The organism is Pedobacter sp. P26, assembly GCF_050632135.1.
Lineage (GTDB): Bacteria > Bacteroidota > Bacteroidia > Sphingobacteriales > Sphingobacteriaceae > Pedobacter.
Genome location: NZ_CP192574.1, coordinates 5842856 through 5857452 on the forward strand (window position 1 = coordinate 5842856; position 14597 = coordinate 5857452).

Annotated in this window: 11 protein-coding genes and 1 pseudogene; 6 read left to right on the top strand and 6 right to left on the bottom strand. The window is 39.2% G+C overall.

What is annotated here, in order from left to right; genetic code table 11:
• Window positions 1–593 precede the first annotated feature (593 nt).
• Both ACQ86H_RS27205 and ACQ86H_RS27210 read right to left on the bottom strand, forming a co-directional pair.
• Window positions 594–821 (bottom strand): hypothetical protein, encoded by a 228-nt coding sequence (locus ACQ86H_RS27205; protein WP_431293111.1) that lies wholly within the window; start codon window positions 819–821, stop codon window positions 594–596.
• Window positions 822–841: 20 nt separating this feature from the next.
• Entirely contained in the window at window positions 842–1036 is a 195-nt protein-coding gene (locus ACQ86H_RS27210; protein ID WP_431293112.1) for a hypothetical protein, read from the bottom strand.
• 111 nt (window positions 1037–1147) lie between these two features.
• On the opposite strand from ACQ86H_RS27210, the gene ACQ86H_RS27215 reads away from it, so the two are divergent.
• The 6 genes and pseudogenes from ACQ86H_RS27215 (at window position 1148) to ACQ86H_RS27240 (ending at window position 10999) form a co-directional block, all read left to right on the top strand.
• Window positions 1148–2806: an amidohydrolase family protein gene (locus tag ACQ86H_RS27215; protein ID WP_431293113.1), complete on the top strand. Its 1659-nt coding sequence runs from the start codon at window positions 1148–1150 to the stop codon at window positions 2804–2806.
• Complete coding sequence (locus ACQ86H_RS27220) at window positions 2794–4167, top strand: amidohydrolase family protein (RefSeq protein WP_431293114.1); 1374 nt, start codon at window positions 2794–2796, stop codon at window positions 4165–4167. The genes ACQ86H_RS27215 and ACQ86H_RS27220 overlap by 13 nt, the downstream gene beginning before the upstream one ends.
• Window positions 4157–5473 (top strand): amidohydrolase family protein, encoded by a 1317-nt coding sequence (locus ACQ86H_RS27225; RefSeq protein WP_431293115.1) that lies wholly within the window; start codon window positions 4157–4159, stop codon window positions 5471–5473. Before ACQ86H_RS27220 ends, ACQ86H_RS27225 begins: the two co-directional genes overlap by 11 nt.
• A gap of 211 nt (window positions 5474–5684) precedes the next feature.
• Window positions 5685–8909 (top strand): carboxypeptidase regulatory-like domain-containing protein, encoded by a 3225-nt coding sequence (locus ACQ86H_RS27230; RefSeq protein WP_431293116.1) that lies wholly within the window; start codon window positions 5685–5687, stop codon window positions 8907–8909.
• Between the two features lie 102 nt (window positions 8910–9011).
• Window positions 9012–10764: pseudogene (locus ACQ86H_RS27235) on the top strand (ABC transporter ATP-binding protein).
• Window positions 10765–10783: 19 nt separating this feature from the next.
• Entirely contained in the window at window positions 10784–10999 is a 216-nt protein-coding gene (locus tag ACQ86H_RS27240; protein ID WP_138819546.1) for a PLDc N-terminal domain-containing protein, read from the top strand.
• Between the two features lie 1023 nt (window positions 11000–12022).
• Here the strand turns inward: ACQ86H_RS27240 and ACQ86H_RS27245 are convergent.
• The 4 genes from ACQ86H_RS27245 to ACQ86H_RS27260 all read right to left on the bottom strand — a co-directional run bounded on the left by ACQ86H_RS27245 (window position 12023) and on the right by ACQ86H_RS27260 (window position 14497).
• A complete protein-coding gene (locus ACQ86H_RS27245) occupies window positions 12023–12598 on the bottom strand; it encodes an MFS transporter (protein ID WP_431293117.1) in 576 nt (191 codons plus the stop codon).
• Window positions 12550–13197 carry an MFS transporter gene (locus tag ACQ86H_RS27250; RefSeq protein WP_431293118.1) on the bottom strand — a complete coding sequence of 216 codons (648 nt, stop codon included), beginning with the start codon at window positions 13195–13197 and terminating at the stop codon, window positions 12550–12552. Before ACQ86H_RS27250 ends, ACQ86H_RS27245 begins: the two co-directional genes overlap by 49 nt.
• Before the next feature lie 170 nt (window positions 13198–13367).
• On the bottom strand, window positions 13368–13655 hold the full coding sequence (locus ACQ86H_RS27255; RefSeq protein WP_431293119.1) for a hypothetical protein: 288 nt from the start codon (window positions 13653–13655) through the stop codon (window positions 13368–13370).
• Window positions 13619–14497 carry a biotin/lipoyl-binding protein gene (locus ACQ86H_RS27260; protein ID WP_431293120.1) on the bottom strand — a complete coding sequence of 293 codons (879 nt, stop codon included), beginning with the start codon at window positions 14495–14497 and terminating at the stop codon, window positions 13619–13621. The genes ACQ86H_RS27255 and ACQ86H_RS27260 overlap by 37 nt, the downstream gene beginning before the upstream one ends.
• Window positions 14498–14597 lie beyond the last annotated feature (100 nt).

Here is a 14597-nt window from a genome sequence, read left to right on the forward strand (position 1 = left end):
TAAAGGTAAAATGGTGTAAGGCTTATGGTTTGCATTCTCGTAATTTTTTTTTAACAATAAAAAGCCCGGCGTGTGGTTCTACGCCGGGCTTTAATGGTTCTTTAATAAGGTTTAGGTTGATAAACTATATTTTGTTCATACGCAGCCAGCGCAATTCGTTCGAATTACTTTGCCAAAGCCATGTATGTATATTGTTGATCATGAGCCACAAAAATATAAAGAATTTTGAAAAACCGAAATATTTATGAAAATAATTGAGCGAACGGTTAATTTTCTTGAGAGAATAATACTTTTGAGTATTGTAATTTATTAACCTCGAAGTGTGCTAAGGGAGGCACATAGTACGCAAAGGTTTCCTCTTCACCTTTTAATAAACGATCGTCATCTCGACTGAAGCGAAGCGAAATGGAGAGATCTATCTCGAGAAAGATTTCTCGGCTGCGTTGCACTTCGCTCGAAATGACGGTTCGGGGAGCTTCACCACCAATGACGATTCAGCAGCCCTCATTTGTGTGCTTTTCCGTAAAAACCGAGTAAACTAAAAATCCCACTCTGTTAAAGTGGGATTTATATCAATTGCAAACATTATCCTCTTAAGAAACTCCAAAAAACGATCTTCCGGGAACTGCCTTAACCATTAATAGAATAGCTACAATAATTAAAATCAACGCCAGTCCGAAGAAAATAGCTATAGTGCGGTGCTTTGCTACAGCTTCTGCTACCTTTTTCGATTTGGCGTTACCTACCGTAATCAAGATGATGGCAATAATCATCATCGAAGTGTGTTCAGCCTTGAAATAACGACCAATAGCATCGCTCATTGGCAATTTTGTTAATGGACTTAAGAAAAAAGCACCAAACCTATCAGGAATTGAATGTGTGCACTAATCAGCGTAAATACATTCAGTTTGCGGTTACCTTCTGTATACGTTTTATTACCAAACCAGCCCGATAAAGCATTGATTACAGCAATAACCAATAAAATTAATACGATGTAGCGCCATCCGGAGTGCGCAGATTTTAAGATGTTGTACATTTTTATCAAATATGTTTAGTCAAAAATAGTCATTAATTGTAAAAAATAGGATATTCAACAGATTGAACGCTTATTTATATTAGTTTTAAACAAATTAAACCTAAACTTATTATGAAGAAAATTTTACTTGCCCTTGGGCTGGTATTTTCTGCTACCTTTCTGTTTGCACAGCAAACCTCCTTCCCTGTTAACGGCTCTTTTGATACCAGACCTGGGATGTTTGCCTTCACCAATGCAACGATAGTGGTAAATGCCAACCAAACCTTAACCAATGCTACCCTTTTAATTAAAGGACAAACTATTCAGGCTATTGGAGCTGGCTTAGCCGTGCCTAAAGGTTATGTGGTGATCGATTTAAAAGGAAAATTTATTTATCCATCGCTGGTTGATGCCTTTAGCAGCTACGGACTTAACGAAGCCCCTGTGCAACAACGCGGTTTCGGTGGTCAGCGCCAATCTATTTTTGTTTCTACCAAAAAAGGTGCTTATGGATGGAATGAAGCCATCAGACCTGAAACTTACGTAAAAAGCATCTTCTCAACTGACAGTAAAAAAGCGGATGAATTGCGTAAAGTTGGTTTCGGGAGTGTAAATGTGATTAACCGCGATGGCATTGCACGTGGTGTTTCTGCAGCGGTAACCTTAAATGAAGGTACCGATAACAGTGTATTTTTAAAAGACCAGACCACAGCAAACTATTCATTTAACAAAGGAAGTTCATCAAACGATTACCCTACTTCGTTAATGGGTTCCATTGCTTTATTGCGTCAAACCTATTACGATGCACAATGGTATGGCAAACAAAAAGATGAATATAATATCTCGCTGGATGAATTTGGGAAGCAACAAACTATACCGCAGATTTTTGAAGTGGATGGCTGGCAGAATATCCTGCGTGCCGATAAAATCGGAAAAGAATTTGGCAAGAAATACATCATTAAATCTGCTGGCGATGAATACCAGCGCATTAATGAAGTTAAATCTACCGGAGCAAGTTTAATCATTCCGTTAACTTTCCCTAAAGCTTACGATGTGGAAGATCCGGCAGAAGCCAGAAATATAACCTTATCACAAATGAAAGGCTGGGAACTGGCGCCAACCAATCCTGCGGCATTGGAAAAAGCGGGAATTAAATTTGCCTTAACAGCATTTGGCTTAGAAAACAGTCGCGATTTTTGGGCGAACATTCGCACAGCGATAGAAAATGGCTTAACTGAAAAACAAGCCTTACAATCGGTTACTGAAATCCCTGCCTCACTTTTGGGCATCAGCGATAAAGTTGGTTCCCTGGAAAAAGGAAAAGTTGCTAACTTTTTGATCTCATCTGATAACCTGTTCAAAAACGGAAACATCATTTTCGAAAACTGGGTACAGGGCAAGCGTTTTGTGGTAAACAAAATGGATGTAAGCGATGTACGCGGCGCTTACAATTTAAATATTGATGGCGTTGGCGCTTTAACGTTAAAAATTACAGGCACTGGTGGCGGATCTACCGCAGTAATCGAAAGAGTTGGTGTAGATAGCGTAAAAACTACGGCCACTTTTACCAGAAATGGCGATTGGGTAAGCATCAATTTTAACTTAAAGAAAAATCCTAAAGGCGATATCCGTTTAAGCGGTTACATTACTTCTGCGAATCCGGTTACGATTAAAGGCGAATCGGCATTGGCAGATGGCACTACAGGTAAATTTACCGCAACTTATAAAGAAGCAGCGAAAGAAACACCTAAAAAGAGGAGCCTAAGGCTACTTTGGCCATGGGACCTGTAATTTATCCTTTCTCTGCTTTTGGAAATACTGAATTGCCTAAACAGGAAACCGTGCTGATTAAAAACGGTACCGTTTGGACGAATGAAAAAGATGGCATCCTTCAAAATGCGGATGTACTTTTAGAAAATGGAAAAATTAAAGCGATTGGTAAAAACCTTTCGGCCAGCGGCGCAAAAGTAATCGATGCTACAGGGAAACATGTTACTGCGGGCATTATCGACGAGCACTCGCACATTGCCGGCTCCGGAGGAATCAATGAAGGTGCACAATCGGTTTCTGCCGAAGTACGTGTTGCCGACATCATCAATTCAGAAGACGTAAACATTTACCGTCAGTTGGCTGGCGGGGTAACCACTTCTCATATTTTACACGGTTCGGCAAACCCGATTGGTGGCCAATCGCAATTGATTAAATTACGTTGGGGTAAATCGCCTGAGGAACTGAAATTTGCAGGTGCCGATGGTTTTATCAAATTTGCGCTTGGCGAAAATGTTAAACAGAGTAATTTTGGTACCGGTGCCCGTTTCCCGGTTACGCGTATGGGTGTTGAGCAAACTTTTGTGGATGAATTTACCCGAGCAAAAGAATATGAAAAAGCAATATCGGTAAAAGGAAACAGTGTACGTAAAGACCTTGAACTGGATGCCATTGTAGAAATTTTAAACAACAAACGTTTCATTACCTGCCACTCTTATGTGCAAAGTGAAATTAACATGTTAATTCATGTGGCCGATAGTTTAGGCTTCAAAATCAACACCTTTACGCACATTTTAGAAGGGTACAAAGTGGCCGATAAAATGAAAGCGCATGGTATTGCAGGCTCTACCTTCTCGGATTGGTGGGCTTATAAAAACGAAGTGGCCGAGGCTATTCCTTACAACGGAAAAATTATGCACAATGTTGGTGTAACCACTGCTTTCAATTCTGATGATGCAGAAATGGCCCGTCACTTAAACCAGGAAGCAGGCAAATCAGTTTTATATGGTAATGTTCCTGAAGAAGATGCCCTAAAATTCGTAACGCTTAATCCGGCAAGGATGCTGCATATTGATGACAAAGTGGGTAGCTTAAAAGCAGGTAAAGATGCCGATGTGGTAATCTGGACAGCCAACCCGCTTTCTATTTATGCCAGGGCTGAAAAAACCTTTGTGGATGGCATTGCTTACTGGGATCTTGATAAAGATATGCAGGTAATTAAAACACAACAGGCAGAAAAAGCGCGTCTGATCCAAAAGATGTTAGAGAGCAAAAGTAAAGGTGGCCGTACCCAACGCCCCTTGGGCGATGCACCACGCCTGTACAATTGCGAAACTTTAGAAAACTATTCAGCAGAATTAACCGAGAAAGAACATGCACACTAACAGATATCTACTCAGCCTGGCTTTATCGGCAACAAGCCTGATGTGTTTTGCACAGGCAAACATTTCGCCAGCTAAAAAACAAAGTAAAACCATCGCCATTACCGGTGCAACCATACATGTTGGCAATGGAACGGTGATTGAAAACGGAACCATCCTTTTTGGGAACGGAAAAATTATTTCGGTTACGGCCAACGGGCAGGTACCACAAGATGATGTAATGCGTATTGTGGCTACAGGCAAACACATTTATCCTGGCTTTATTGCAGCCACCACCAATTTGGGTTTAACAGAAATTGAAGCGGTAAAAGCAACCCTGGATTTCCAGGAAATAGGCGATTTTAATTCGCACATCCGATCTATCGTTGCATATAATACCGATTCGAAGGTTCCGGCCACCTTGCGTAGTAATGGTGTGTTAATGGCACAGCCAACGCCACAGGGCGGAACGGTTTCGGGCAGTTCATCAGTGGTTCAGCTTGATGCCTGGAACTGGGAAGATGCAGCCCTTAAAACGGACGATGCCATGCATGTTACCTGGCCGGTTACACCTCGTTTTAGAGGCGGCTTTGGAGGCTTCGGACGTCCGCAACTGTCGCCAGAAATCATAGCAGAAAGAACACAGGCCGCCATTGCGCAGTTAACGTCGTTTTTTTCAGAAGCAAAAGCCTACTCCGAAATGGGCAAACCAGAAGTAATTAATACCCGTTTCGAGGCGATGAAAAAAGTATTTGTTGGTAACGAGAAATTATTTATCGCAGCCGAAAGCCAGAAAGATATTGTTGCAGCAGTTAATTTTGCCAAAAAATTCGGCATTACGCCTGTAATTACGGGTGCAGATGAAGCTTACCTGATCATCGATTTCCTGAAAGACAACAACATTACTTTGGTGGTGAAACAACCACATGCTTTGCCGAACAACAATGATGATGATGTAAACATGCCTTACAAAAATGCTGCAATACTGGCCAACGCGGGCTTAAACGTAGTATTGAGTATTGATGGTTACTGGCAACAGCGCAACCTGCCTTTTATGGCGGGTACGGTTACAGCCTGGGGTTTAGACAAAGAAAAAGCTTTATCAACCATTACCTTAAATGCAGCTAAAGCCATGGGCATTGATAAAACCACCGGTAGTATTGAGATTGGCAAAGATGCTACTTTCTTTATCTCCACTGGCGATGCATTGGATATGCGCACGAATAAAGTGGAGCAGGCATTTATTCAAGGTCGTGATATCAATCTCGATAATCTACACAAACAATTGGATAAGAAGTTCAGTGATAAATATATAGCTGAAAAGAAGTAAGTTAACATCGTTACAGAAACGGCCAATATTGATTTATTGGCCGTTTTTTATTTGTATCTCACCAACCGAAAGATTAATAAATCAGAAATCTTTAATTTAACATCAATTCAGAAATTGAATAATTTATAAACCATTTCATAATATAAAATCATCATCAGCTTAACACTACAATAACACCTTTGCGGTCAGATAACAAATCAAAAAACTGATCATGATTAAAAATTTACTAATTGCAGTGATGCTGTTTTTATGCTATTCCACTAATTCGGTAATGGCACAAACCACACAGGCATCAATTTCCGGAATCGTAACGGATGAACAAAAGAAACCTATTCCTGGCGTCTCCATTCAAATTAAAAACAATTCTACTGGTTTTACCACCAGAACATCAACCAATTCCCAGGGCGAGTATACCTTTAAAGAGCTTCCTTTGGGTGGACCTTACACGGTTAAAGCCATTTACATCGGTTACGCCGAACAAAACAGAACAGGCTACATGTTAAACCAGGGCGATGCCGTAAGGGTGGCCATTAACATGCAGGAAACTGCTCAAAACCTCGATGGTGTAGAGGTTAACGGATCTTCGTTAAGAAACAAAGTGCAACAGTTTGGTGCATCTACCGAGATTTCATCAAAAACGATGAACTTATTGCCAGTAAACGGCCGTAATTTCTCAAGCTTAACAGATTTATCCCCACTATCGGGAGCAAGTGGTATTTCGGGCCAGCTGGGCTCTTCTACCAACTTTACTATTGATGGTATGACGGCAAAAAATCCTACTTCAGCAGGAAGTACAACAAGCCGTAGCGGTGCACCATATTCCATCTCTATCGAAAGTGTTCGGGAATTTAAAGTAGTTACCAATCAATATGATGTAAGTTTAGGCCGTGCCGGTGGCGGTACAATCAGCGCCGTAACCAAATCAGGTACAAACCAGGTTACAGGTAGTGCATTCGCATATAACAGAGCTGATTTTTTAGCAAGCACCTACGACATTAGAGGGAATAAAAGAGTAAACGATTTCTCTACGTACCAGTACGGATTTAGTCTAGGCGGACCAATTATTAAGGATAAATTACATTATTTTGCTGCCTGGGATCATCAGAGAGATTCGCGACCTTTAATTATTGCCGATATCAACTCTTCAGCAGATGAGGCCCGTTTTAATGTGACCAATGCTACATTAAATAACTTTTTAGCGGTTGCCAGAAACAAATATGGTGTAGCCAATACTCCTCAATTTGGTTCTTTTGATAAAAAAAGAGGAACGGATGCAGGCTTTTTACGTTTAGATTGGCAGATTGATGAGAAGAACTTATTAACTGTACGTGATAACTATACCAACGATAGAAACCCACTTGGACTTGCAGATAATACGGCTATAAATTTTTACGAAAGCTACGGAAATGATAAAAATGTTGACAATAGCTTGTTAGCTACTTTGCGTTCTACCATAAGCAGTAAAGTAACTAACGAATTAAAAGTACAGCATTTATATACCTATCAGGCCAGTACTCAAAATGATGAACTAGCCTATGCCATACCAAGAGCAGTTGTAAATAATGTTCCTTCTACTTTATCAAACGGCAGTAATGTGACTACTGCCATCCAGATCGGCGGTCACCGTTTCGGACAAGAAGGTTTTACCAATAACGTTTTTCAGTTGGTTGATAATATTTATTATAATACTGATAAAATTAAATACACCTTTGGTATCGATATCATGTACACCCATGCAAAATCATTGTATGGCAGTGAGGTAAACGGAAGGTTTGAATTTACTAACTCTGGTACTACAGCAGCTGGAAACGTACAAAGTTCAGTACAAAATTTTAATAATTTAATCCCTAACCGTTACTATAGGGAAGTGCCATTGGTAGCTGATCCTACTGTGACCGGTAAATTATTGAACTCAGCCATTTATGGCCAAATGCAAACCAAACTAGGTAAAGGTTTAGATTTTACGGGAGGTTTGCGTTTAGATTATAGCAAATACCCAACATCGCCACTTAACCAACAGTTATATGATGCGATTGGTGTGAGAACAGATCATGAATTAAAACAGTTTTTAATTCAGCCACGTATCCAGTTGGACTGGGATATTAACGAAAAACATACTGATTACGTTCGTTTAGGAGCAGGTATTTTCGGATCAGACGTAAACAACTACGTAACCATTAACAACCTTACTTTTGATGGAAAACATTTTGGAACAGTTGATATAACTTCTGGTATCCCAACACCAGATTTTGCAGGCTATAGAAACGGTACTGCTACAGCACCTGCACTACCGGGTTCACAAGTAGCAACTATAAACACTTATGCTGATGATGCAAAATTACCAGTGGTTTATAAAGCCAACTTATCGTACAACAAATTAATTAATGACAAAATACGTATCGGCATTACCGGTTATGCCACATTGGCCCGCAATAACTACATGTATGTAGACAGAAACATGGCGGCCAATCCATACTTTACTTTAGCAAATGAGGGGAATAGGGGTGTATTTGTGCCTTCAATTCCATCAAATGGAGCCGCTGATTGGAAAACAGGCCGATTAACAACCAACACCTTTGGTAGAGTATTAGAATTAAACAGCAAAGGCAAGGTAAACCAGTTTGCCATTGTTGTTGATGGTACCTGGAAATACTTTAAGGATGGAGAAATTACTGCAAGTTATACCTGGAATGATGCCAAAGACAATACCTCGTACAACGGTAACGTAGCCAATTCTGCAACTTTATCTTTGCCAGTAGTTGATGACCCAAGGAATTTAAGCAAAATGACTTATTCTAATGGTCAGTTCCGTAATAAGGTAATTATTTATGGTACATTACCATCATTCCATGGCATTAAAGCAGGTGTGCGCTATTCAGCTATTGGCGGCACCAGATATAGCTTGCTTTCGGGCAGCAATACCAACGGCGATTTCGTAGCGACAAACGATCTGGCTTTCATTTTCGACAGAAATAACCCAAGTACACCTGCAAATGTTCGCAATGGTTTACAGGCATTATTGGATAATCCACTTGCAAGCCAAAGTTTAAAAGATTATATCCTAAAATACGAAGGTACATTTGCAGAACGTAATGGTGGTATTAATGGCTTTTACGGTACGATTGATTTAAGATTGGCTTACCAGATTAAATTCGGACCTGGTAAAAAACAAAGTGTTGAAATTTCCGGCGATTTGTTTAACGTAGCCAACTTATTTAAGAAAACCTGGGGTACTTCAGAAACCTTGGGCACACAGGCTATTTACGGTTTGGGAATTCCAGCTGTAAAAGACGCTGCAGGTAATGAAATAACTCCTGCAGTACCCAACTACGACACGACTAAGCGTCAATTCAATTACCGGATCAATAATAGCGGTTTAGTAACACCATCTGGTAATCCTTGGCAGGCACAAATCGGTTTGCGTTATGGATTTTAAACAAATTTCAGCTAAGTATCTTAGCTTAAAGTCATAAAAAAAGGGAATGGATTTTTATCCGTTCCCTTTTTTTATGTTTGTAATTAAAACAACAAAACTTTAATGGGATTATTATTAGACTACCTGAAAAACCACAAGTGGATTGTGGTTCTGGCGTTATTGCTTGCAGGTTTCAATATTGGCTTTTCACTTTTAGATCCATATATTACCGGAAGAATTTTAGACCGTTTCATCAATCAAAAAGACAAATTAACCTATGCCCAGTATCTTTGGGGCTCATTGGGTTTAATTGGTTTGGCCATTGGTGCAGCCATGGTTTCACGAATAGCTAAGAATTTTCAGGATTACTTTACGAGTGTAATCGTACAAAAAGTAGGTGCCAAAATGTATGCCGATGGCTTACAGCATTCTTTGAAACTACCTTACCAGGTTTTTGAAGATCAGCGAAGTGGTGAAACACTCGGAATTTTACAGAAGGTACGCTTAGACTCAGAAAAATTCATCACCGCATTTATCAGCATCTTATTTGTAAGCTTAATCGGGATGATCTTCGTAATCGTTTATTCTGTTTCTATAAGTTATAAGGTTACTCTGGTTTATTTTACAGCCATTCCAATTATCAGCTTTGTCAGTTGGTTTTTAAGTCGCAAAATTAAAACCATTCAACGTTCTATTGTTGGTGAAACAACCGCTTTGGCTGGCTCTACCACAGAATCATTAAGAAACATTGAACTGGTAAAAAAGTCTGGGGCTGGCCAATCAGGAAATTGAAAGATTAAACAAGACCACCTATAAAATTTTAGGTCTCGAACTCAAAAAAGTAAAGTATGTTCGGAGTATGAGTTTTGTTCAGGGCACCACGGTCAACCTGGTCCGGAGTACCATGATTTTGGTTTTGCTATTGCTTATTTTTGATAATTCCATCACCGCGGGGCAGTATTTAACTTTCCTTTTTTATTCCTTTTTCCTTTTCGGGCCATTGCAGGAACTCGGAAATGTAATTTTAGCCTGGCGTGAAGCGGAAGTTTCTTTAGGAAACTTTAAAAAGATACTGAGTACACCAATTGATAAGAAACCTGAAAACCCGATTTCCATTCAAAAAATTAAAGATTTAACCTTTAACAAAGTTGGCTTTAAACATCAAACTGCCAACCGTAATGCCCTGGAAAACATTTCTTTCAAAACCCATAATGGGCAAACGATTGCCTTTGTTGGTCCTTCAGGTTCTGGAAAAACAACTTTAGTAAAACTATTAGTGGGCTTATATCCGGCAAAAGAGGGTGAGATTTTATACAATGGCATTTCCAGCAACGCAATTGATTTAGATGCCTTGCGCGAAAAAATCGGTTTTGTTACACAAGATACACAGCTGTTTTCGGGAACGATAAGAGAAAACCTGTTATTTGTAAACCCTAAAGCTACAGATGAGGAATGTTATAAGGTATTAAACCAGGCTGCTTGTCAAACTTTATTGGCAAGGGCTGATAAAGGTCTGGATTCGCTGATTGGTGAAGGTGGCGTAAAGGTTTCGGGAGGAGAAAAGCAACGTTTATCAATCGCCAGAGCGCTGCTCCGTCAGCCAGATATTTTGGTTTTTGATGAGGCAACTTCTTCGCTCGATTCGATTACGGAAGAAGAGATTACCAAAACCATTCGTTCGGTTTCAGATTTAACCGATCACATTACCATTTTGATTGCGCACCGTTTATCAACGATAAAACATGCCGATAAAATTTATGTTTTAGAGAAAGGCCACATTATTGAGCAAGGAAAACATGAAGAACTAATTGCACAAAATGGCTTATATCAGGCCATGTGGCGCCAACAAATTGGCGAAAGAGTTGTTGAAGCTTAAGTAATTAAAATCTATTTAAATGTCATTAGTAGAAATCAACAGCAACCAGGTGGCCCTGTTCGTGATTATACCAGCCATCTTATGGCTGGCTTTAATCTTAATAGCCATTTATCATATCTCCAGAAATAGCTCAATGAGCTTCAGCGTAAAGGTATTGTGGTTCATCATTATCTTGCTGGCTCCCTTTCTGGGTTCGATTATTTACCTCATGTGGGGCAAGAATAAGAAGTTTTAATTTTCGCCACCAAGAAACAAAGGCACAATAAATTGTTAAATTATAGAGTTGTCAACTTTCTGGCAAACTGCTTATTTAAAGTTGACAACTCACGGTTTTTTGGAAAGCAATTCCAGCAGTTCTTCGGTTTGGTTCTATCCCGCTGTTCCTCCTGCCGATACCATTGATAAAAACAATATGCTTTACCGGCATCCGTGCCATCGGGTTTAGGTGGCCAGGGCAAATGTATAACTGAGTTTTTTTTCTGCTGTGAATTTTGCATGAGGGATTAAGGGGGAAATCGCAAAAAGATATCACCCTGAGCGTAGTCGAAGGGCATTTATTTGCAATTTATCAATCTCAAGAAGTCTTCGACTATGTCAGACTGACAATTTCAGAGTTGTCAACTTTCTGGCAAACTGGTTATTGAAGTTTACAACTCTTTTAGGTAAATGTATAACTGACTTTTTTAACTGCTGTGAATTTTGCATGAGGAATTAAGGGAGAAATTGCAAAAAGATGTTACCCTGAGCGTAGTCGAAGGGCATTTATTTGCAATTTATTAATTTCAAGAAGTCTTCGACTACGCTCAGACTGACAACCTCAGTAGCTTAACTTAATGACGTTGCACTGGCGCAGTTTGGTACATGCCCTAATTATTTGCAAAAAAATAGAACTTATCGGTAATTAAACATGAATTTCAGAGTTGTCAACTTTCTGGCAAACTGGCTATTAAAGTTGACAACTCTTTTAGGTAAATGTATAACTGACTTTTTTACGGTTATGGGTTTTGCATTAGGGATAGCAGTGGAAATCCTTTTTTGATCTTTCTTCAAAAAAGATTGCAACGGATAGCCCGCCCCTTGCGCAGCTTGGGGCATGCCCAAATTATTGGCAAAAATAGAGCTTATCGGTAATTAAACATGAATTTCAGAGTTGTCAACTTTCTGGCAAACTGGCTATTAAAGTTGACAACTCTACAAGGGAATCCTCATCCTGAATTTATTTAGCATGAAAATCCTTCGAAATGTTTTTAGGCAGCAACTAAACAACTTTACTCGTTTGTTCATTAATATCCTGCAAACTCAGCCTGGTTAACGGCCTTGTTTTTAACCAGGTAATAAATGCGATCCCAATGGTCATACTTCCACCAAAAACGACTGCTGGAATAGTTCGCATTAATTTAGCGGTCAAACCAGATTCAAAAGCGCCAATTTCATTTGACGAACCTATAAACATGCTATTTACAGCCGATACCCTTCCACGCATCTCATCAGGCGTAAGCAATTGCATGATGGTTTGACGGATGATCACACTCACGCTGTCGAATGATCCTTCCAGAAACAAGAAAAACAGCGTTAAATAGAAACTCTTAGATAGCCCGTAGCAAATAATACTTAAACCAAATCCGGTAACCGCTATAAGCAGGTTTCGCCAGGGCTTGCCCATTGGCGAAAAACGTGTCATTGCCAACATGGTAATTACGGAGCCTGTTGAGGCCGCAGCACGCATAAAGCCTAATCCCTCTGCTCCCACTTTTAAAATATCATTGGCAAAAACAGGCAGAAGGGCTACAGCCCCCCGAAAAACACCGAAAACAGGTCCAGGCTCATCGCCCAAACCATCATTTTTGTTTTAAATACAAATTGTATCCCCTCTGTTAAGCTTTGCCCAATACTCATTTTAGGAAGGAATTTAGGCGGATGCACTTTTAGAAAAAAGATGCAGATTAATGAAATGAATATAAATGAAATAATCACAACATAGGTTACGGTAATTCCAAGAAAACCATAAATTAAACCTCCTGCTGCAGGACCTAATATTGACGCCAATTGCCAGCTTGAACTACTCCATGTACTTGCATTTGGATATATCTCTTTCGGCACAATAGAAGCCTGTAAGGAGAAGTTTGCGGGGCCGAAAAAACCTCTTGCAAGACCAATACAAAAGACCATACCATATAGAATTTTTACAATCCAATCGTTAGATAGATAAGGCTTCATGTAAATGCTTGTTACGACCAGCATAGTTACCGAGCATAAAAATACAGTTGAGAATATTTTAAGCAATAGTGCTCTTTTTTCACTTTTATCTGCAATATATCCACCATAGAGTGCAATTGCTATCGCTGGAATGGCTTCGCAAAGTCCAATTAATCCTAATGCAAGAGGATCCTTGGTTAAATGATAAATATAGATACCAAGTACAATAGCTTGCATTTGATAAGCAAAAGTAAAAAAATCTCAGCCCGATGTAAGAACGAAATTCTTTATACCGCAAGGCAGCGAATGGGTCTTGTTTAACGATTACGGAATTTGAATCTGACACAGGAAAAATTTTATCTGCAAAACTACGTGATGCACAATAAGATCAGAGTATCTTTTTTCAATTAATTCCCAGTATTTAACATTTTAGTTATATTTCTAAAGAAGCGTTGTAGTAAAGAACTCTCTTCCGTAACAATCTCTACATCAGCCTGCATACCGTTTTTTAGCACTATTTTCAGATTAGGGTCTTTATTTTCGAAAGTTTCAAAACTAACTTTAGCTATAAAAACGCTGTCTCGGTAAGCAACATCGGAGATATAAGAAAGTCGGCCTCTAATCATCCCATATTGTTCAAAAGGAAAGCTCCTTAACTTTACCAAAGCAAGTTCTCCCTCGCGTATTTTACCCATGTTGTATTGCGGTATCTGAATCTCTCCAAAAAACTAGCATTACCGGGATTTACAATAAAAATTTCCTGACCAGTAGTGACATTTTGATTCTGTTGCACAATGCCTGCAAAGCTGAGCTTACCTGCTAACGGAGCTAGTAATACATGTTGTAAAATCCAATTATCACTTTCCGTAATACATTGATTTAAAGCTTGCACAAATTTGGCTTGCTCTTCAGAAATGGTATGTTTAATATCTAATAGCTCCTTTTCTTTTGCGGCATAGCTACTAGCGTTATTTAATATGGCTGTTTCGGTTTGTTGAAGTGGATATTTAGCTGACAAAAATTTGTTTTCTTGTTGATTAAATTCACTTCTCGAAATTACCTTATTTTTGAACAATTTTTGATAGGCTCTGTACTCTTGCTCTTGATTAGCATATTCGAGTTTCTGAACTTCTTCCTGCTTAAGAATTTGATTTTTCAAAGCAGTAATATCCTTTAAATCACGTGTTAAAAAAGCCAGCTTATTTACATAATAACCATTTTGTTGGGTAGATTGATACTGAAGGTACTGCTGATAAAAACTTTGATAACTACTTTGAAGTTCCCCTAAACTTAAGTTGGCAGGGAGTGTCAGAACTTGGTTAAAATCCTTTAAAATACTGGCCTGAAAATCCTTAAGCTGCTTGTTTAGTTGTAGTACATTTTCGGGATTCGCCGTACTTTCGAAATAAGCTAAAGATTGATTCGTGGTAACCATTTGTCCATCCTCTACCAGAAGTGCTGTTAATTTCCCACTTTGTTTAGCCAGAACAGCTTTCGGAGCATTTAATGAATTTACCTTTAAGGTTGTTTTTACCACATCAGGGTAATCTATTAGTGCTGAAAGTAGAATGATACCTGCCAGTATAGTAAAAACCAATGTAATACCCCAGCGTAGAATCCATGCAGGAACAGCAGTA